At 36.1% G+C, this 21,912-nt stretch carries 15 protein-coding genes; 3 read left to right on the top strand and 12 right to left on the bottom strand.

Annotated features, from left to right (window positions below; translation table 11 throughout):
* Positions 1-144: 144 nt before the first annotated feature.
* The 12 genes from AMQ68_RS22895 to AMQ68_RS22840 all read right to left on the bottom strand — a co-directional run bounded on the left by AMQ68_RS22895 (position 145) and on the right by AMQ68_RS22840 (position 17,835).
* A complete protein-coding gene (locus tag AMQ68_RS22895; RefSeq protein WP_054512931.1) occupies positions 145-882 on the bottom strand; it encodes a rhamnogalacturonan acetylesterase in 738 nt (245 codons plus the stop codon).
* A 273-nt stretch (positions 883-1,155) separates the two neighbouring features.
* Positions 1,156-2,118 carry a pectinesterase family protein gene (locus tag AMQ68_RS22890; RefSeq protein WP_054512930.1) on the bottom strand — a complete coding sequence of 321 codons (963 nt, stop codon included), beginning with the start codon at positions 2,116-2,118 and terminating at the stop codon, positions 1,156-1,158.
* Positions 2,119-2,272: 154 nt separating this feature from the next.
* On the bottom strand, positions 2,273-3,184 hold the full coding sequence (locus tag AMQ68_RS22885; protein WP_054512929.1) for an alpha/beta hydrolase: 912 nt from the start codon (positions 3,182-3,184) through the stop codon (positions 2,273-2,275).
* Between the two features lie 214 nt (positions 3,185-3,398).
* Positions 3,399-5,066, bottom strand: coding sequence for a glycoside hydrolase family 28 protein (locus AMQ68_RS22880; RefSeq protein ID WP_054512928.1), 1,668 nt, complete (start codon positions 5,064-5,066; stop codon positions 3,399-3,401).
* Between the two features lies 1 nt (position 5,067).
* Entirely contained in the window at positions 5,068-5,913 is an 846-nt protein-coding gene (locus AMQ68_RS22875) for a rhamnogalacturonan acetylesterase (protein ID WP_054512927.1), read from the bottom strand.
* A 190-nt stretch (positions 5,914-6,103) separates the two neighbouring features.
* Positions 6,104-7,747: a glycoside hydrolase 43 family protein gene (locus AMQ68_RS22870; RefSeq protein ID WP_054513037.1), complete on the bottom strand. Its 1,644-nt coding sequence runs from the start codon at positions 7,745-7,747 to the stop codon at positions 6,104-6,106.
* A 127-nt stretch (positions 7,748-7,874) separates the two neighbouring features.
* On the bottom strand, positions 7,875-9,128 hold the full coding sequence (locus AMQ68_RS22865; protein ID WP_054512926.1) for a glycoside hydrolase family 105 protein: 1,254 nt from the start codon (positions 9,126-9,128) through the stop codon (positions 7,875-7,877).
* 11 nt (positions 9,129-9,139) lie between these two features.
* The gene (locus AMQ68_RS22860; protein WP_082384257.1) at positions 9,140-10,147 is read right to left on the bottom strand and encodes a DUF4861 family protein; all 1,008 of its coding nucleotides are present in this window, start codon (positions 10,145-10,147) and stop codon (positions 9,140-9,142) included.
* Positions 10,148-10,416: 269 nt separating this feature from the next.
* Positions 10,417-11,832 (bottom strand): polysaccharide lyase family 1 protein, encoded by a 1,416-nt coding sequence (locus tag AMQ68_RS22855; protein ID WP_054512925.1) that lies wholly within the window; start codon positions 11,830-11,832, stop codon positions 10,417-10,419.
* Positions 11,833-11,868: 36 nt separating this feature from the next.
* The gene (locus AMQ68_RS22850) at positions 11,869-12,891 is read right to left on the bottom strand and encodes a pectinesterase family protein (protein ID WP_054512924.1); all 1,023 of its coding nucleotides are present in this window, start codon (positions 12,889-12,891) and stop codon (positions 11,869-11,871) included.
* Between the two features lie 94 nt (positions 12,892-12,985).
* A complete protein-coding gene (locus AMQ68_RS22845; protein WP_054512923.1) occupies positions 12,986-14,800 on the bottom strand; it encodes a RagB/SusD family nutrient uptake outer membrane protein in 1,815 nt (604 codons plus the stop codon).
* A gap of 11 nt (positions 14,801-14,811) precedes the next feature.
* The gene (locus tag AMQ68_RS22840) at positions 14,812-17,835 is read right to left on the bottom strand and encodes a TonB-dependent receptor (protein WP_054512922.1); all 3,024 of its coding nucleotides are present in this window, start codon (positions 17,833-17,835) and stop codon (positions 14,812-14,814) included.
* Positions 17,836-18,714: 879 nt separating this feature from the next.
* Here AMQ68_RS22840 and kduI point away from each other — a divergent pair.
* The 3 genes from kduI to uxaC are packed head-to-tail and all read left to right on the top strand — an operon-like array spanning position 18,715 to position 21,758.
* Entirely contained in the window at positions 18,715-19,551 is an 837-nt protein-coding gene (kduI, locus tag AMQ68_RS22835; RefSeq protein WP_054512921.1) for a 5-dehydro-4-deoxy-D-glucuronate isomerase, read from the top strand.
* Between the two features lie 8 nt (positions 19,552-19,559).
* Positions 19,560-20,342, top strand: coding sequence for a gluconate 5-dehydrogenase (locus AMQ68_RS22830; RefSeq protein WP_054512920.1), 783 nt, complete (start codon positions 19,560-19,562; stop codon positions 20,340-20,342).
* Between the two features lie 18 nt (positions 20,343-20,360).
* The gene (gene uxaC, locus AMQ68_RS22825; RefSeq protein WP_054512919.1) at positions 20,361-21,758 is read left to right on the top strand and encodes a glucuronate isomerase; all 1,398 of its coding nucleotides are present in this window, start codon (positions 20,361-20,363) and stop codon (positions 21,756-21,758) included.
* Positions 21,759-21,912 lie beyond the last annotated feature (154 nt).

Here is a 21,912-nt window from a genome sequence, read left to right as displayed (position 1 = left end):
AGTTTTTAATTTTAATTCTGTTTTAGGGCGCAAGAAAATCAAAGATTTTCAGTTATTCAGTGTGAAATTTTATCGCAGATAAAATCTTTGCGCCTTAAAGAATATTTACAAACTCAAGAATGCCTTGAGTCTTTGCGTTTAAAACTATTTAATATACTTCTCCAAGCCCGTTTTCAACGTTTTCAAAGATTGTACCGCCAATTTAGCAATAGATTCCGCGCCTAATTTTGATAAATGGGTATCGTCATCTTTTCCTTCGGGATAATAATCTGTATCTCCTTTTTTATAGTGCAAATGTAGCTTTTTCGAATTTTCAGGATCGTAAGAAATTTCCATTTGCTCTGTCAATAACTGTAAATCTACAAAAGGAACTTTCAGCTCATTCGTAACCATTCTTACGACGAGAGGATATTCTTTATGGGTATCTACCAACACTCCATTTTCATTGAAATTTCTTCTGACAATGGAAGACATTAAAATTGGAGTCGCTCCTTTCGACCTTGCTTCATTTACATATCTTTCCAAGTTCGCTCGGTATTGAGTATAAGGATTCGTGAAACGTACAGAATCATTCAGCTTTTGGTCGTTATGCCCAAATTGAATAATAACGAAATCTCCTTTTTTAAGCTGTTTCATTACTTTATCCCATCTTCCTTCTGTTCTGAAGCTTTTTGAACTTCTTCCATTGGTTGCATGATTCTGAATTTCAATTCCTGACGTCATTAATGGCGGAAGCATCTGTCCCCAACCATGTTCCGGGTTTTTATCCGGATTTTCCTTATTCGCCATTGTGGAATCTCCAATAAGGAATAGGGTTGGTTTTTGTTGTGCAAATGTTATTATGGATAAGAGTAGAAATAGTAATGCAAGTTTTTTATTCATTGTAAATAGTTTTTTAATTAAATTTCTTTTGTCTTGAAACAAAAGCACCAAAAGTTCAAGACTTGGAAACTTCCGCTAAAAATTATTTCTGTTCTCTAAAAATTCTAAAACTCGCGCAAATTTGATATTTGTTCTTCGGTTCAATATTTGTGTTGCGCTCAAACAGTAGAATTTTTTTAACGTTCACAGAATTAATTTTTTTAACGCTCCATTTTCCTATGTCAATTTAAACATGGGTGTAATTACTCATCACCAATTACTTATTACCCATGTTTAAGGGTTCCAGCCATTAAATATTTTTTCTAATGTATATTTTTTCAAATCCTTTTTTGTTAATTGATGTGACCAGCTTACACGCTTTGCTATATTTCCTCCTTCACCTTTGCTTCCGAATTCTGCATAGTAAGCGGTTTTTTCTTTATCAGGAAACATTTTGTCTCCTCTCCAGGGATTCCAGCCTTCAGGGATGATATGTTTTCCCATTTCGGTATTGATGAAAACTGTTTTAGCGTAAGGTCGCCAAGGCCTTCCTAAATAAACTTTTGTAATGCCTTCTTTCGCGATTAATTTACAATCAATAAAAACAAAACCATATGGTTTGTCGGCTTCTGTGGCAGCAGCAGTGATGTAAGAATCGGCTAAACTTTTAATCGTACAGTTTTTAAAAACTACGGTTGCCTGTCCGAAAATAAAATCTGTCGTTCCTTCGATATAACAATTCTCGAAATATTGTCTGCTATGATTCGTTGCAGAATATAGGGTGTCCTGACAACCTAAAATAGTAGAATTTTTAATAATAAAACGGTCACCTTCCACATGAAGAGAAACAGCTTGCCCTTCATTGCATGAACTGTTTTGAATAGTCAGATTACTGATTTTAATATCATCAGCCATCACCAATACAGTATAAGAATTGAAGGTTGTCATTTTTTCATTGAACGAATCTGGTTTTCCCGAAAAATCATTGTTGATGATCATTGTATTGTCTTTATTTTCACCTTCTAACGTGATTTTATGTTTTGAAGTGGGAATAACAATCTTCTCATGATATGTTCCTGATTTAATAAAAATTAAAGCTTCCGCAGGGCCTAAATCTCTTACTGAATTTATTGCTTTCTGAATGGATGTGAAATCTCCGCTTCCGTCTTTAGCAACGGTAATTTTGATATACGGTTCATTTTCTGCAAACAGAAATTGAGTCATCGAAATGAAGAGAATTAAAAATAAGTTTTTCATAGGCTATACTATTTTTGACGCAAACGATATTAATTTTCTCGCAGATTTGGCAGATTACGCAGATTTTTTTCAACATAATCATCTGCGAAATTTGCAAAATCTGCGAGAGATAGAAGTATTAAATCAAAATGTTGTTTTAAAAATTAAAAGAGGATTATTTCAAAACTTTATCTAAAAAACCAACCGTGTAATGTAATGTTTCCATGAACCAAGGTTCTGCCGACCAAAAAGAATGCGGTGTATCCTTAATTTCATGAAACTCAGTTGGAATATGATACGCTTTTAATTTTTTCATCATTTCATCTCTTCCTGCATGAAATCGAGGTTGGGAGCTGTTGATGAAAAGGGTAGGAGGTGTATTTTTAGTCACGTACTCCAATGGTGAAGCTTCTGTCCAGTTTTTGAGATTGGTATTTCTGTCGCCATCCAGCCAATACGCAGCGTATGTACTTTCTTCAGCTTCTGGGTGGATGAACGAAACAATTCCGTCAACATTCACGATAGCCTTAATGTTGTTCTTTGAGCGTACTCCAACCAAAGTAGCCATTTGCGCGCCTGCCGATTCGCCCAATACAGCTATTTTATCTTGATCTAAAGAATATTTTTTTCTGTTTTTCTTTAACCATTTGATTGCAGTTTCAATATCTTCAACTCCGGCAGGATATTTTGCGACATCTGCTAATCGATAACCGACTGCAATGGTAACATATCCTTTTGAAGCAAGCTCCATGGCCATGTATTTTTCATTTTCCTTAGTTCCGGAAATCCAGCCACCGCCGTGAACCATTGCAATTCCGGGATGTTTTTTTGAGTTATCGAGAGGGTAATATACATCAGCCTTTAAGGAAAGTCCATTAATATTGGCGTATTCTACTTCTTTATCAATTCCAATATTTTGAGGTATTGGTCGGTCAATTGGAGTGATAAAAGGATATTTTTTCTTTAATTTTTCATAGGTAACTTCATTGGTGTAAGGAGTAGCATTCGGTCGTGGAACTTGCCCGAATGCTAATGTTTCTCCTACCCAAAAAATAGAAATATAAAAAAGTTTTTTATTGAAAATCATTCGCTTGTGGAATTTTTTAATGCTGTTTTTGATACCTGTTTTAGTTTGTTGGCGAATCGCGAAGGCGCAAAGAATACTTATTATGTTTGTACTGTAAGGCGCAAGGATTTTATCTTTGATAAAATTTTAGATTGTATTTTTTTGAAAATATTCGATTTTCTTGCGCCTTAAAATACGATCAAGTTTAAAAACTTTGCGCCTTTGCGATGACCAACTATTTAACTGCATTTTTAGTTACTTCTGTCCCGATAGAAAGTGCATTTTTATCAGATGTTACTTCTTTGGGTAACAATACAGCTCCCGTTTTATTTCCTAACACTTTAACCAATGGCTTATTTGTAGATTCAAATTTCACGGTTGAAAGATTGATGTTTTTACTATTGTAAATGGTTGCGCCAGTGCCTTCAGTATATCTAAGTTTTACATTTTTCAAAGTAATTCCGTCTGCATCAACGATGGTTAAAGCTTTTTTTGTGTCAAACTGAGAATCTTCAATGACGATATTTTTAAGATTCATTTCTGCTAAACCAAATAAGGTAATCGCTTCATAAGAGTTTACCGCATTGATGTTTTTAAAGAAAATATTTCTGAAAATAGGTGTTTCTTCTGTGACAGGATATGTTTTTTCAGGGGCTTTATTTCCTTCTTTTTTCTGTCCGTCTTCCAATACCGGAGACGCGCCTTCATAGAACATATTGAAACCGATGGTCTGCGTTGGAATATTAATCATATCAATATTTTTAATGTAAATATTTTCAACAATTCCTCCTCTTCCGCGGGTTGTTTTAAAACGAAGACCGATGTCTGTTCCAATAAACGTACAGTCTGAAACCTGGATATTTCTCGCACCACCAGACATTTCACTTCCTACCACAAAACCTCCGTGACCATGATAGACTACATTATTTTTAATGATAACATTTTCAGTAGGCATGGCTCTTTTTCTACCGTCTTCATTTTTCCCTGATTTAATACAAATGGCATCATCACCAACATCAAACGTATTGTCGTAGATCAAAACGTTTTTACACGATTCCAAATCTACACCGTCACCATTTTGAGAAAACCAAGGATTTCTAACTGTAAGATTTCTTAAAATAACGTTTGTACACATCAATGGATGAAGGTTCCATGCGGGAGAGTTTTGGAAAGTTGGTCCGTCTAACAACACTTTATTACAACCTACCAAACTTACCATAACCGGACGAAGAAAATCTTTAACGGTTGAGAGTTCTTCTTTAGAAATTTTATCAGGAACATTGAAGTTTGAACTGCTTTCAAATCCTTTTTTATAACTTTCTGAAGGATACCAGTTTTTGCCATCGGAAGATAAAATTCCACCTGATGCAACGATTTCTTTCCATTCAGATTCTGCTACCTTGCTTTTTTTGATGGCTCTCCATGCATCACCGCTTCCGTCAATTACTCCTTTTCCGGTAATGGCAATATTGCTTGCATTTTTTGCTGAAATTGGAGATTGACAACGGATGGTATTTAATCCTTCAAAACTTACATCAACCAAAGGATAATCTTTTTTGTCTTTGCTGAATATAATGAATGCACCTTCTTCTACATGAAGGTTGATATTGCTTTTTAATTCGATAGGACCTGTAAGCCACATTCCGCGAGGAACAACTAATTTTCCACCTCCTTTTTTGGAAAGATCATCGATTGCTTTTTTAAACGCTTCTGTATTTTTTACATTTCCGCCTGCAACGCCTCCATACTGAGTGATAGAAACGGTGTTGGCAGCAAAAGAAGTTTCTGTAACCTGAGGCATTTTAAACTCAATGTTTTTATAAATATCCACATTCTGAGCATACACTTGCCCTGAAAACATCATTGCTGCTACTAAACCAATAACTTTAAGAGACTTCTTCATTTTATTTTTTTTGAGTTTTAATTACTTTTTTAAATTCTTGATAAACCATAGACGCTATAACTTTTGCTCCTTCCGGTTGAAAATGTGTATTGTCTTTTTGACCTTTAGGATACGCTTCATATACATTCTCAGGAAGATTCATGAAATAATGATTGCTGGTGAAATCCTGTCCTTTTTGGGTGAAATAATCCATTGATAATTTGTTTAAATCAATGTAAGGAACCTTCATTTCCTTAGCGATATCAATAGGAGCCTGCCAGTATTCTCCATGTACATTTTCTAATTTCCCGTCTTTCCAGGGATAATTTCTTGCGACAGGGGTTAAGATGATTGGGTTTCCTCCTTTTTGTCTGGTTTGGCTAACGAATAATCTTAAAAATTCTTTGTACCCCTGAATGTTTACATAACGATCCGGATGTTTTTCTGAACCGTCGTTATGACCGAACTGCATAATCACATAATCGTTTGGTTGTATATGTTCATACACATATCTCCATCTTCCTTCCTGAAAAAAAGTTCGGGTGCTTCTACCGCCATGAGCCCTATCAATCACTGCAACAGAATCTGTTGTGATGGCAGGTTGTAAAGATGCCAAACTATCTTTCACAAAAAACGGTTGAAAAACCTGTCCCCAACCTGTAATTGGGTAACGAACTTTCATATACTCTTTTCCGGGCTCGTAATCTCCCGTATAATCTGCCATCGTGGAATCTCCGATGAGGTAAATATGGGTGATTTTTTTATTCTGTTTTGCCATTGTCTTTTGTGCATGACTTTGGGATTGACACGCAGACAACAGCAAAACGCTGAATAAAAACGAAGCGATTTTCTTTATTTTTTTCTTCATGACTAATATATCTTGTTGGTTATCGCAAAGGCGCAAAATTTTTAAACTTGATCGTGTTTTAAGGCGCAAGAAAATCATAGATTTTCAATGAATTTTGAAGTATTAAATTTTATCGAAGATAAAATCCTTGCGCCTTAACGCATATACCTTTAAATTTTCTTTGCGTCTTTGCGATTTACCAACCCTAATTCTAATTTTTAGTTACTCTAAACCAATCAAAATCTGCATATCCACCGCGAGGTGCCTTAGCTGTGCTTATGCTATATAGACCTACTTTTGCACCGATCCATTTTCCGGGTTTTGCCTGAAAGACTTCACCTGCTTTTGTGAAATTTTTTCCGTTTTCACTATAGCTGAACTGACACAATCCATTCGGTTCATTTACGTTTACTTTTAAATAGGCTTCGTTTCCTTTTAATTTAGTTTCAAATAAAATCTTTTCTTCACCGCCTTTGTCTGCTTTTTCGGCTCTTCTTAACTGAAGATAATATCCGTCCGGTTTATTGGTAATGATAATCGATTCATGATCCAATCCCATGACTAAAAGTCCTGCTGCTTTTCCTTCTTTGGCATCTTCGGGAGTTAATGTAACTTTTGTTGATGCTGCAAAATTTGGAGCAGGGAATTTTTGAGTTAATAGGTTCGGAACGTTCCAAAGATTTTTTTCTCCTTCAGAAACTTTCATAGAGAATAATCTTAGAAATTTTTGTCCGGGAAGTTTGGATGACCAAACGATATTTTCGTTGGCACTCCATTGCCATTGCAAACCTAATTTTTCACCATCAAATTCATCTGTTTCTGGCGGAGTAACGATAGGGTAGGATTTGCCAACGTTTGGCTTTTTATAAGTTAAAACCGGTTCGCCGATTCCGTTTTTATTATTGTCGATTCCGATGACGGGCCAATCTTTTTCCCATTTCATAGGTTGTAGGTGAACGATTCTTCCTCCGGCATCTACATCCTGAAAATGGTAGAACCAATCTTCTCCCGAAGGCGTATCTACCCAGGCTCCCTGATGTGGCCCGTTGATTTTTGTGGAACCCTGCTCCAACACAACTTTCTCCTCGTAAGGACCATACATATTTTTTGATCTTAAGACCAATTGCCAACCTGTGGCCACTCCTCCTGCGGGAGCAAAAATATAGTAGTAGCCATTTCTTTTATACATTTTAGGACCTTCAACGGTCGGATGATGATCGTGACCATCAAAAACATGAACACCTTTGTCTAAGACTTTAGTTCCTTCAGGATTCATTCTATTGATGGATAAAATACTTTTCACTCCGGCACGGCTTCCCGCCCAACCATGAACTAAATAGGCCGTTCCATCTTCATCCCAAAACGGACAAGAATCTATTAACCCTTTTCCTTCCATCACCAAAACTGGTTTTTCCCAAGCTCCCAACGGATCTTTGGTTTTCACCATATAAATTCCGAAATCGGGATCTCCCCAATAAATGTAGAACTCTCCTTTATGAAATCTGATGCTGGGTGCCCAAACTCCGTCCCCTCTTTTGGGAGTAGAAAAATGTTCGTTAGGAAGAACGTCCTGAATGGCGTAGTTCACCAATTTCCAGTTCACCATATCTTTTGAATGAAGAATAGGCAATCCCGGAGCCTCATTGAAACTTGAAGCGGTCATATAATAATCATCTCCAACACGGATAGCGTCGGGATCTGAATAATCTGCGTATAAAATGGGATTTCTAAAGTTCTTTCCCTGATCGGCCGTCCATACTTCAGAAACGTAATTTTTTTCCTGTGCGTTAAGATATGTTGAAGCAATTGACAGTACCAAGGTTGCTGCTATGTTGAAAATATTGTTTGTCTTCATAAAATCGGTTCCATTGATTAAAAGTGATCCACCAGTTGTCATTTCGACGTTAGGAGAAATCTATTATACTTTTTATAGATTCTTCACTCCGCTTTCGCTTTGTTCTGAATGACAGCGCTGTAATAATTTATTTTTCAAATTCTAAACTTGCCAAAATAAAAGGTCCGGTTCCTTTTGGATCATTGGAACGAATTTCTTCATTCACATAATATTCATAAGAACCGCTTCTGTAAGGCGTTCCACCCAAACCTGCCACAGCGCAGCATTGATTTAAATTCACAACACCGTTTTCATCCACAGAAATTAAATTTTTGATGATTCCGTCATAACCTTTTTTAGCATATGTTTTATAAGAGGTTGGCAAATATCCTTTGTTGACAGATTTCATCATCACATACACAAACATCGATGAACCTGTAGCTTCCAGATAATTTCCTTTGTCTGCCCCTTTGTCTAACACTTGATACCAAAGTCCGGTTTCTTTGTCCTGAACTTTGATGACCGCATCGGTATACGATTTTAAGTATGAAATTAGCTTTGCTCTTCCGGGATGGTTTTGGGGTAAGTAATCCAATACATCGACGATTGCCATTCCGTACCAACCCATTGCTCTTGACCAGAAATTAGGTGAAAGTCCGGTTTCTTTATTGGCCCAAGCCTGTTCCTTGCTTTCGTCCCAAGCGTGATACAACAACCCTGTTTTTTTATCTAACAGATGTTTTTGAATGAGATCAAACTGATTAACAATATCATTGTAAGCTTTTTCTGCATCAGCTCCTTTTGAAAATTCGTGGGTGTAATTGGCATAAAACGGTTCTCCCATATAAAGGCCATCTAACCACATTTGATTGGGATAGATTTTCTTATGCCAGAAACCGCCTTCTGAAGTTCTCGGTTGTCCGTCAATTTGTGAACGAAGTGTTTGTAACGCTTTTAGATATTTCTCTTTTTTCTCTTTTTCGTAGAGATAAAGAAGCACATTTCCACAATTCAACATATCGATATTGTACTTTGAAAGATCATAGGAAACAATGGTTCCATCTTCCTTTACCATCATGTCGCCGAATTTGGTGATGTAGTTGTAATACTCTTTATTGCCTGTTTTTTCATACAGTTTTTCTGCACCTTCTAAAACGATAGCAGTTGGATAACTCCATTTTGGATTTTTGTTGTAATCTAACATCCAGGCTTCAGGGAAACGTTTAATCTCAGATTGCAGCATTCTTTGTGACCAGGGAAGTGTTGTTGAAATCTTTCCTTTTACTTCCGATTTTACTTCTTTTGAAGCGGTATGCAAAGGCTTTTGTGCACACGAAAAAAAGATTCCGGAACATAAAGCCGTGAGTGCGTAAATTTTAATATGATTGTTGATAAAGTTCATAAGTTTAAACTTTAAAGTTGATTATTTTTATCTAAAATGTCCAGCTTTTTCTCCAGATCTTGGTAGAAAGATTCTTCTGTTGTCAAGCCATTAGGTTCCAAAGACCATGCTCCTAAAAAGTAATAGGAAACATTCTTCGTTTTCTTAAAAACTACAGTATGAGTAGATTTTGTTTTCACATATTTATCAAAACTTTCAAGAGGGTAGAAGACAGCCATTCCCAGATTGTCCTCTTTTTTAGTTTCGGTTTGATTTCCGTAGGTGGCAATGTAAGCCCATTTTTTATTTTTACTGATTCCCTGTTTTAATGGAATATTTTTAATAGCAACAATTCCGGTACATAATCCGGATAGGGTATTACTCAAATTCAAATCTACTTTTACAAAACGGTCTTTGTTGAAAATCGTTAGTTTTGATTGTAGATCTACTGCGTCACCCCAGGTTTTCCATCTTTTGTAATCGATGGTTGCTGAAGATTGATCTTTTTCATTGACTACTTTTACGATTGTATTTTTTACGATTTTAAAAGTTTCAACATAATCATTTTGCTCGTCATATCTTCCATAAGAACCAACACCGATGGTACGGCCAGATTTCAACACATCCTGTCCCCAAGGAGCATCGTGATGATACGATTCAAAGCCGTCTTGTCCAACTTCCGGTAAAACCAGTGTGTTTACTTTTTTACCGAAAATATCGGTGGCATTTCGCCAATCTAAATATAATCTATAACCAATCTGATTGTTTTCCAACCCGATGCCTTCATATCTGATATAAGTTGAATGGTCGGTGTGATCTGTGGGAATTGTTAATCCCTGAACATTTTTAAAAGTTCCGCCAATGTATTTGTCGCCTTCCCATTTCCCTCCTTCTTTCACAGAAAGTTCTGCGTAGGAAAAAGGAGCTTTCGGATTTTTTTTAATTTGAGCAATCACAGAAGTCTGAGCAAAACTAAATGTTGAACTCATAACCGCTCCCGCGACCCATATTTTATATAAATTGAATTTTAATGTTGACATATTACTTTTTATTATAATTGATGTTTTAAGCCTGTTTAAACTAATTAAAAAATTAAACCACAAAAGAGGCAAAAGCTATTATTAAATCATTTAAAGTTCAGCTATCTTAAAAATAAAGCTTGCAAAAGAATAAAAATCAAAGATTTTTTTACTTATGTGTTCTTGTTTGCACTTTATGATGCACTTAAATAGCTCAAATGTTAATCTTTTGTCTCTTTTGTGGTCAAAATAAAAGTTTAAATAAGTTCATTAAAAAGTTTTCTTAGTTATTAGTTTTGTCCTTCAGTAATTTTCTTAACAATATCATTGAAATACACTTCGATATTGTCGTAGTTTTTATCTAAATCTCTTCCGTTGGTGTTGGATACTTTTGGATTTAATTGATGCTTGATTTCCCATTCGTCAGGCATTCCGTCGTTGTCTGAATCGAGTAGCGGTTTGCCGTCGTTCAATTTTGGGAATCCTCCAACATCATTTTGTGAATCAATGATTCCGTTGGCACTTCCTTTTGAACCTTTGTAAGTGAAACTTCCGTTTTTAACATCTTTCAATACATGTGCATCGACTACATCTCTCACCAAACTTGCACCTCCGATCTGTAAGATTTTTTCGTAGGCTTCTTTTGCAGAATGTGTTTTTACATTATTCTGAATATCATGAGGCTGATTGATTTTGATCTCGTTTTTATCTTTATCCGTCAGATGATAAGAAGATTTCATTTGACTGAAAACGCCTTCTGTCCAATTGTCTTTCGTTACTTCCGGGCTTCCTTCCACTACATTTCCGTTGATGTAATATTTCCCCCAAATATTGTAGACCTCAGCTTGAGGTTTTTCATTTTTATCAATGGCAACAATTCTTTGTTTTGTGATCGTAGCCGGTCCGGGTTTGTAATAATTATTGATGAGGTTCACGTTCATTCCTTCACCTCCATATACATTATTGTGTCCCCAATTGTAAATCACATTATTCCTAAAATCGGTAAGGTCTGTTAATGCAAATTTACTTCCTGCATATTCCCCCAATCTTGGATTCCTGCTGTCGTGATGAGCATATATATTATGATGGAAAGAGGCCAATTTTCCTCCGGCAATTCCGCCATATCCGTGGGCTCCTTTTTGATGAAAAGAATTTCTTAAACTTTCTGCAATCACACACCATTGAAGCGTTGTATTTTCGTTCACATAAATGGAAACCGTCTCATCTGTTGACCAGCTCATTGAACAATGATCTACGATTAAATTTTTGATAAACCTTGCGCCCAAAGCGTCTCCTTCAAATTTTTTTTGATCACCCATTCTGAATCTCACATAACGGATAATCACATTATCTGCTGCTACAAAAGTTTCGTAATTGGCTATGGTAATTCCGTCTCCGGGAGCGGTTTGTCCAGCAATGGTCACATTGCCTTCCTGTATTTTCAACGGTGATTCCAAATAAATGGTTCCGCCTGTTTTAAAAACAATGTATCTCGGTCCTTTTTGGTGTAAAGCAAACCTCAACGTTCCTTCTGAGCCATCGTCTGTTAATTTGGTGACAGCATAAACCTTTCCACCACGTCCACCTGTTGTATATCTGCCAAAGCCTTCTGCACCGGGGAAACTTACCACATTTTGAGCCTCAACGAAAGTTGAGATTCCGCATAGAATGGCTGTTGTGAATAAGGTGGTGAAATACTTTTTCATGATTGAAAATCTTTGGTATTGAGTATTGGACTGAAATTAGTTGAAACTCTTTTTAGGGTTCCAGTTATCGTTTCCTTTGAGAATATTTTCTGTAGAATATTTTTTTCTTTCTTCTTTGGTTAATTGATGTGACCACGAAACTCTTTTAGAAATATTTCCTCCTGTTCCTTTTGAATTTGATTCAGCATAGAATGTTGTCTTTTCTGCATCGGGTTTGCTCCAATTATGCCATCCTTCAGGTTTTATGGTTGAATTGATTTCACAATTAATGTAAACAGTTTTTGCAAAAGGTCTCCAAGGTCTTCCCAAATACACAGAGTTTTCTTTAGCATTTCCGATAATTTTAGATTGAATAAAAACAAATCCAAATGCATTTTCCTGTGGAGTAGAAGCGGCAGTCACATAGCTTGCGCCTTCTTTGGAATAAATGGTGCAGTTTTCAAAAATGGCTGTTCCGGCTCCGAAAATATAATCAGTGGTTCCTTCGATGTAACAGTTTTTAAAATAATTTCTTGAAGGCTTTGTTTTGTCTGCTAGATCCTGTACTCCTTTTAAATATAAAGTATCTTGGTTTCCTAAGAATCTGCAATTTTCAAAAGCAATTCTGTCACCTGAAGTCAAAACTGCAACAGCTTGCCCCACTCTTCCTGAGCTGTTTTCAAATGAAATATTTTTCGCTGTAAAATCATTTGAATAAATAAAAATCGTAGATGAATTGGTTGTTCCTATCTCTTTTCCTTTTGGGTTCTTTTTTGAAGCAAAATCATCGTACGTGATGATGGTGTTTTCAGGATTTTCACCTTCCATTAGAATCACTCCTTTTGTTTCGGGAATGATGATCTTTTCTTTGTAAACTCCGGCTTTTATTAAAATTTTTGTTCTGCTAGAGGTTTCGTTTTCAACTGCGTCAATGGCTTGCTGTATGGTGGTGAAGTTGCCTTTTCCGTCTTTCGAAACTACGATTGTTTTATCATGAGCTTTGAAAGAAAGGAGGCTTAAAAGTACTACAGCAAAAACAGAAAACAGAATGAAATTTTTATGAAAAGAGGAATCTTTCATTGAATTTAATTTTGGATTTTTTTAAAATACAGACTTATCTCCTGTGACAGAGTAAGTCTGTATTTAAACTAAATATGAATGTATTTTTATATTCCTAGTAACCGTAATCTTGGGTAAGATTGTAGTTAGACTGGATTATATCGCTATAAATAGGTAATAATTCTCTTTTATTAGGTTGGAAATATTGTGCAAAACCTTTTACCGGATCACTCACATAAGTTGGTAAAACTGCTGCTCTCCAGGCAATCTTTGTATACCCTGAAGGTGTTGCGTCTTGGGAAGGCGTATAAAATACCTGAGATTTATCTGTAAGTGTCGTGAAAATATCAATATCAGTGATATTTTGCTGCGCTGTTTTCGTAGGATCGTAGACCGACTTTTTAAAGTAAAGATTTAAAGGAACGTTTGCGTATTGACCTGTTCCATTAGCAAAAGCGGTCAGTTTCTGTCTTGTTTCTGTAATCTTCGCATCTAATAAATTCCAACGGATAAGGTCATATTTTCTGATTCCCTCACCACCTAATTCCAATAATCTTTCCTGAGCAACAAAATTGAAGAATCCAACTTTATCGGTAGGAATTGTTCCCACTTGTCCCAGGTTTCCTGTATAAGCTCTATTTCTTACTAATTTCACTGCATTGATTGCATCTTGTGAAGGGGCTCCATGAATTTCATTATCTGCTTCTGCAAACATTAACAATACATCTGAAAAACGAATTAAAGGCCAGTCGATCGCAAGGTTTTGAGAAGGTCCGGTAACGGTTGTCCATGATTTTCTGAATTTCGAATCTGTAAAGGTAATAGCCGATACCAATTCTGCCTGATTGGTGTTATTCACTTTAAAAACACCCACATTCATGTCTCTTCTCAGATCATATTTGCTGAATTCGTAGAAGTATGTTGGAAGTGCATTCACACCGCCGCCACCTTTCCAAGAGGAATTATCATCATGTTTAAGCCCGTTGTAATATCCAATTTTACTGTCTGTTCTTGCGTTACCACCAAAAGCTCCTACTGCAAAAATAACTTCATTAGTAGCATCTTGCGCATTCGTATGCAAAGCTTTGAAAACGGCCTGATAACTTGGGTTTAAACTATGCTCTGAAGCATGATTCATGATTTCTTTACATTCATCAAGGGCGATCTGATAGTATTTCTGAGGGTTAGATCCTTGGGCCATCAGTTGTGGACTTCTTCTTAAAGAGTATCCTGCTCTTGCCAATGCTATTCTTGCTCTAAGCCCTTTTACAGCTCCCTTAGAAATTCTTGCTGAAGGCGTGTTTCCTTCTGATCTCCATGGCACTAAATTTCCTGCGGTGGCAAGATCATCAATCAATCTGTCATAGATAACGTCTCTGTCTGTTTTAGCCAGATAAATGGTTTCCATATCTGCCGATGGTTTATCCTGAAAAGGAACATCGCCCCAGTTTCTGATCAATTCATAGTAGAATTGAGCTCTTAATGTTAATGCTTCACCAAGGTAGCGATCCATTAATTTTTTATCGGCATCAGATCCTGTTTTATATACCGGAGAAAGGGGAATGTTTTTAATACAAAGATTTGCTCTTTCAATTCCTGAATATAATTTTAGAAACGGTTTGTTTAGTTCTGAGTTGGTAGAACATGATCCGAAGGTTGCAATTCCTCTTCTGTCATTACAGTTATAGTCTCCGGAAGTTCTGAAATCGTCACTGGAATGAGGATAAATTAAAGCTAATCTTTGTCCGTATCCGTCATCACCGGCCAATTGGCTATATACCCCAACTAATGCGGTAAATGCATCTGGTGTGCTGTCAAATTGCTGCGCTTCAGATACGCTTGAAAGGTTTTCCGCGTCTAAAAAGCTATCACATGAATTAAATGTAATGGAAGAAACGATGCAGCTTAAAATTATGATTGTTTTTTTCATTTCTATTTCAATTAAAAGGTAATGTCAATTCCTGTTAAAATAAACCTACTACGAGGATAAGCAGCGTAATCTACACCCGGAGTAAGAGGATTTCTTCTTGTACTTGCCTCAGGATCATATCCTGAATATTTTGTGATTGTAAACACATTGTTCACGGTAGCGTATATTCTTAAGTTTTTAACGAAAGCACTTTCTAAAGCACCTTTTGGAAGGGTATACCCAATTGTTAGATTGTTGAGTCGTAAGAAAGAACCGTCTTCAATAGCATAAGAATGTAAGATGTAGTTTCCGCTTGGTGGTGTCCACATGGTTGTATTGGCATTTAATGCTGCTAATGCGGTTGGGTCGGTTACTCTCACTCCGTCAGGTCCAAAAGATTTCCATCTGTCGGCAACTTCTCCCAACATGTTGTTATCTCTGTATTGGTATTGGGTGGTAAATTCTACTTTATTGGCGTTATATACTTTATTCCCTACCGAGAAATTAAAGAATAAGCTCATATCCCAACTCTTATAACGGAAAGTCTGGCTAAATCCTCCGAAGAATTTTGGCTGAGCGCTTCCTAATTCAGTTTGATCTTCAACGGTGATTTTTCCGTCTCCGTTTACATCTTTTAGCTTTAGATCTCCGGGCTGAATAGCTTTTGAACCTAAAGTAATAGCACTCGCATTTGGAATTCCATCTTTTAAAGTGTAAGCTTGAGTAGTTGGGTTATAATTAAAGTCACTTACCTCATATCTTCCTTCCGTTACATATCCATAATAGGTTCCGATAGGGTTTCCAACTTTTACAACGAAATCATATAAACTGTTTACCCATCCTGAAGCGGCAAGGTAATAATTACTGCTTGCAGAAGCATTGGAACCTCCTAAACTTTTGATCATATTTCTGTTGGCAGAGATGTTGAAATCTGCTTTCCAGGTAAAGTTTTCTTTGTTTATGATAAGTCCTCCTAAAGTAAATTCAAGCCCTTTGTTCTGAGTTTTCCCAGAGTTTTGATATTGATATTCATACCCAGAAGTTTGAGGGATTTTAGCTAAAACCAAAAGATCCTTTGTATCTGTAATATATCCGTCTATGCTACCATACAATCTTCCATTAAAGAATCCGAAATCAATACCTAGGTTTTTAGATACAGTAGCTTCCCATGTTACGTTCGGGTTTTTCATAATATTTCCCGTTGTAGCTCCTGGAGTTACACCGCTTCCGAAAGTATATCCGTAATCGGTAGACGTGGTGAAGAATGTATCATATAAGTAAGCGGGAATTCTGTTGTTTCCAGCTAACCCATATCCAAAACGTAGTTTAAGCTCTTCCAGCCATTCTTTATCTTTCAGGAAATTTTCTTGCTTCAGTTTCCAGGCTAATGAAACAGCAGGGAAGGTTCCCCATCTGTTTCCTTGTGCGAAAACATTGGTTCCATCTTTTCTTACAGATAGTGTGGCGATATATTTATTATCAAAAATATAGTTGGCTCTTGCAAAGAATGAGGCAAGTCTGTCTGGTGGAAGCGCTGCAGTTCTAGGAGCATCCTGAATCATTCCTGCTGGAGGAATTGCGGATTGGATACTTGCAAATGCTTCCTCAGGTTTAATAGAAACCGGTAACCATTTTACATAAGTGCTTGAAGACTCTCCGTCTGTTTGCACAGTTTCTTCTCCTAATAATAGATCGAGTTTATGTCTTCCAAATTTTTTGGTATAATTTAAGGTATTGGTATTGGTGATTCTTCTTGTCTGTGATCTTGTTAATTGTACAATTGGCTGGTTGTTGTTGGCTCTTGCATCACTGGTGATTGCTCCCCAAAATTGGTTGACAGCATTGTCTTTTTGTACATAACCGATTACAGATCTAAAGGTAAGATCTTTGGTAATGTTATAATTTAAATAAGCATTTAATAATAAATCATTGGTTTTATTATCCCTTACTTCATTGTTGTTTAGTAGAAGAGGGTTAACCAAGTTGGTGTTTGTTGCGTAATCTGGATCAAAATCATCAACAGGAACATTACTTCCTCCTTCAAAAGGTTGGTATCTTACTGCGTTTCTTAATCTATTGGTTCCTTGTGAACCAGATGCAGAAGTTCCCGCTCCGGTAATCACTTGTCTTCCATATCTTGCATTAATCCCCATCTTTAATTTTTTACTGACATCAAAGTCATACTTAAAGTTGGCCATGCTTCTTTTGAATCCTGAACCAATCATGATCCCATCTTCTTCCACATGGTTTAAAGTCAATGAAAATGAAGACTTATCAGAGCCTCCTGTAATGCTTACGTTGTGTGTGAAATTGAAAGCTTCTTTTCCAAAAAGTTCTTTTTGCCAATCCCTTTTCTTAATGTTACCATAATTTTCATTGATAAGGGCAGGGTCACCGTATCTTGCTACAAAGATATCTTTATCACTCTGAAGATCGGCTTTGTAGTAAAGTTCGTACTGATAGTTCACAAATTCAAGAGGACTTAAAACCGGAAGCGTATTCATGATTTTTCTTACTCCGGTATATCCGTTGTAATTAATAGATGTTGCTGCTTTCTTGCGTCCTCCTTTTGTGGTAATTATAATAACCCCATTGGCACCTCTTGCTCCATAGATAGAAGTAGAAGCGGCATCTTTTAAGACTTCAATAGACTCAATTTCTTTTGGAGATAAAACTGATAATGCGTTATCCATCTGGATTCCGTCTACGATATATAAAGGCGCATTACTTTGGGTAATGGAAGTTCCCCCTCTTACTTTGATTTCTACTTCAGCTCCTGGTGATCCTTCACTGGCAGTGATCTGTACACCGGCCACTCTTCCCTGGATGGCCTCTGCTGCACTATTCACAGGCATATCTTTCATATCTTCAGCTTTTACTGAGCCTACTGCGTTTGTAACGTCTTTTTTAGAAACCTTAGAATATCCTACTAAAACCACTTCGTCGATCTTAGTTTCTTTTTCTTTGTTCTTATCTTTTTCTTGAGCCATTGCAAGGACAGGAATTAGAAAGACCGTTAAATATAACCACTTTACTGATTGTACTCTTTTATCCATTATTGTATCCTTATAGTTTTAATTCTTGGTTGAAAGCTTTTTTTCAATCTTTGTTTTTTTGGATTCAGTAAGTATTCTATTCTTTCTAGTGGTTAATATTTTAAAAATTTCACGCTTTATTCAAAGTGCAATCGATTGCGTAATTTTTCGTAAAAAATATCTTGGCTCCTAAACTAATATTATTTTTCAATACACAAAGAAAAAAATATTATTTATTCATTAATTTGATTGTTTAAGTTGTTAAGTTTTAAAAAACATTTGATTATCTATGTTCTTTAATTTATTGATAATTAATTACTTATTGATTTGTTAGCTATTGCTAAAATAATTTTAAAATTCATGATAAATTTTCCTGTTTAAAATTTAAAACTTAAAAAATCCTTAAAAATTGACTGTTTTTTTGTCTTAAAAATTCCCAAATCAAGGGCTCAAGAACAAAATTTTAACGGTTTTACTGATTTTTGTCATCTTTCCGGGTTAATATTTTTAACTTATTTTCTTTAATGTTAATGATTAAACTTAATACGCATCATATATATAGGTAAACAAGATTATTGTTAGGGATTTTACAACTCGTGTTTTACTGTTTTGTTTTGGCATGATTTTATTTAAAATCAAGACTTGGGATTCACTTTCGGTTAAAAAATAGGGAGCGTATTTCATTAAAACTGCTCCATTTATTTTCATATTTTAAAATTATCAATCTGTTTTTCAGCGATTTAAAAATTAAAATTAATTTTTTGTTAACTAATTAAAGAATAATTATATATTTATCCCAACAGTAATTCTATCATATTTTAGTGTAATTAATGCAATCGATTACGCAAAGTTGAAAAGGTTTGAGAAAACCATAAAATAAAAGTATAAAAATCAAGTAGTATGACACAGTCAGAATTTCGTTACGCCCATCATCCTGAAGATGCAAAAAAGTATACCACTGAAGATCTTAGGAGGGAGTTTCTAATCAATGATTTATTTAATGAAGATAAGATAAAACTAGTCTATTCTATGTACGACAGGCTAATTGTAGGAGGTATCATGCCTTCAACACAAGCTTTGAAACTGGAGCCGACAGATGATTTGAAAGCCGAACATTTCCTTGACAGGAGAGAGTTGGGAATCATCAACGTTGGTGGTGCCGGAAAAGTAACGGTAGACGGTGAAGTATATGAGCTTGGAAATAAAGAAGCTTTATATATTGGTAAAGGAGTAAAAGAAGTAATTTTTGAAAAGGCGGGTAATGAACAGCCGTATTTTTATATCAATTCAGCTCCCGCGCATCATAATTATCCAACAAAGAAGATCACGAAGAACGAAGCCGAAATTGTAGAACTGGGCGAAGAGAAATATGCCAACAAGCGTACGATCAACAAACTGATTGTGAACAGTGTTCTAGAAACATGTCAGCTTCAAATGGGAATGACAGAGCTTCACCCGGGAAGTGTTTGGAACACCATGCCTTCCCATACCCACACCAGAAGAATGGAAGCCTATTTCTATTTTGATTTGGAAGAAGGACAGGCGATCAGCCATTTCTTAGGACAGCCTCAGGAAACGCGTCATATTTTTATGAAAAACCACGAAGCTGTGCTGTCTCCGGAATGGTCTATCCACTCAGGAGTCGGAACTTCTAATTATACTTTTATCTGGGGTATGGCCGGAGAAAATATGGACTACGGCGATATGGACGGTATCAAAACTAACGAACTAAAGTAATTTTTCTAATGAATTTATTTGATTTATCCGGTAAAGTAGCCGTTGTAACTGGCGGTACTCACGGATTAGGAATGGCAATGGCCGAAGGGCTTGCCGCTGCAGGTGCTGAACTGGCTATTACAAGTACAATGCCATCAAAATTAGAGGCTGCTTTAGACTATTATCGTGGAAAAGGATATAGTGCAACAGGATATCTTTTTGATGTAACGGACGAATTGGAAGCCGCTCAGAAAGTAGCTTTAATGGAAGCTACCCATGGAAAAATAGACATCCTTGTCAACAATGCAGGAATCATCAAACGTGTTCCCGCTATTGAGATGGAGGTCGAAGACTTTAGAAAAGTAATTGATGTGGATCTTACAGGACCTTTTATCATGTCGAAATTAATCGGAAAATACATGATCAAAAGAAAATCCGGAAAGATCATCAACATCTGCTCAATGATGAGTGAGTTGGGTCGTGATAATGTGGTGGCGTATGCATCTGCAAAAGGCGGACTGAAAATGCTTACCAAAAATCTGGCGACAGAATGGGCAAAATACAATATTCAGGTGAACGGAATCGGTCCCGGATATTTTGCGACTTCTCAGACAGAACCAATTAGAGTAGATGGACATCCTTTCAACGATTTTATCATTAACAGAACTCCGGAAGGAAGATGGGGAAATCCAGAAGATCTTGCAGGAACAGCTATTTTCCTGGCTTCCGACGCAAGCAAATTTATCAACGGACAAATTATTTACGTTGATGGCGGAATTTTGGCAACCATCGGGAAGCCTGCTAATGAGTAACAACAGAATTAGACTAGAATGAAACCTTTTATTACAGATAACTTTTTATTACAAAATAAATACGCTGAAGAATTATACTTCAAGTATGCAGAAAAACAACCTATCATTGATTATCATAATCATTTGATTCCTAAAGATATTGCAGAAGACACCATTTTCGAAAATATCTCAAAGGTTTGGATTGCAGGCGACCATTACAAATGGAGAGCGATGCGTACGCTGGGAGTGAACGAAAAATTCATCACCGGAGATTCTTCAGATAAAGAAAAATTTGAAGCTTGGGCTAAAACGGTTCCTTATACATTGAGAAATCCTTTGTATCATTGGACACATTTAGAATTGAAGCGTTACTTCGGTATTGATGAATTGTTAAATGCAGATAATGCATCAGAAATTTACGAAAATATTACCTCCCAACTTCAGACGCCTGAAAAATCGACAAGAGGATTATTAAAAATGATGAATGTAGAATCTCTGTGTACAACGGAAGACCCTACAGACATTTTAAATTACCATCAGGATTTGGCGAAAAGCGATTTTGATATTAAAGTAAGTACGGCTTTCCGTCCGGATAAAGCCATTTTAATTGAAAACCACAACTTCGCAGATTATATCTCTAAACTAGGCGAATCAGCCGGAATTGAAATTAATTCTTACCAGACTTTGTGTGATGCTTTAATTAAAAGAATTGAATATTTCCACGAAAACGGATGCAGATTGTGCGACCACGGATTAAACAATATTTCTTTCGAAGAAGCGACTGATGCAGAAGTCAACACAATCTTCAATGATAAATTATCAGGAAAAGTGATTGCTGAAAAGCAGGTAAATCAATTCAAAACAGCGATTTTATTATTCTTAGGCGAAGCTTATCACAAATTTGGTTGGGTTCAGCAATTCCACTTGGGCGCATTGAGAAATAATAACGAAAGAATGCACAGGATTCTAGGTCCGGATACGGGTTGGGATTCTATCGGTGACTTCGTTCAAGCTGAAACGTTGTCTAAATTATTAAACACCTTAGACGGAAAAGATAAATTAACAAAGACCATTTTATATAATTTAAATCCCGCCGACAACGAGATTTTCGCAACAATGATCGGGAATTTCAACGACGGGAGTATCAAAGGAAAAGTGCAGTTTGGTTCAGGATGGTGGTTTCTAGATCAGAAAGATGGAATGATTAAGCAAATGAATGCTCTTTCCAATATGGGATTGATCAGCTGTTTTGTTGGAATGCTGACGGATTCCAGAAGTTTCCTTTCTTTCCCGAGACACGAATACTTCAGAAGAGTGTTGTGTAATCTTTTCGGTCAAGAAATGAAAAATGGCGAATTACCTGATGATATTGAACTGATTGGTAAAACAATTTCAGATATTTGTTATCATAATGCTAAAAATTATTTTGATTTTTAAATTTCAAATGCCATAAATTTTTTCGCAGATTTAGCAGATTTATTTAAGCCTAATCATCTGCAAGATTTGCGAAATCTGCGAGAGATAAAAAAAAATATAACTATTAAGATAAATAGAGAAGTTAAGAATCATTAAGAATATAAATCGAAGATTT

It is taken from the genome of Chryseobacterium sp. ERMR1:04 (assembly GCF_001297705.1).
Lineage (GTDB): Bacteria > Bacteroidota > Bacteroidia > Flavobacteriales > Weeksellaceae > Chryseobacterium.
Note: the sequence above shows the minus strand (reverse complement) of the source record. Positions and strands in the feature narration are given on the sequence as shown.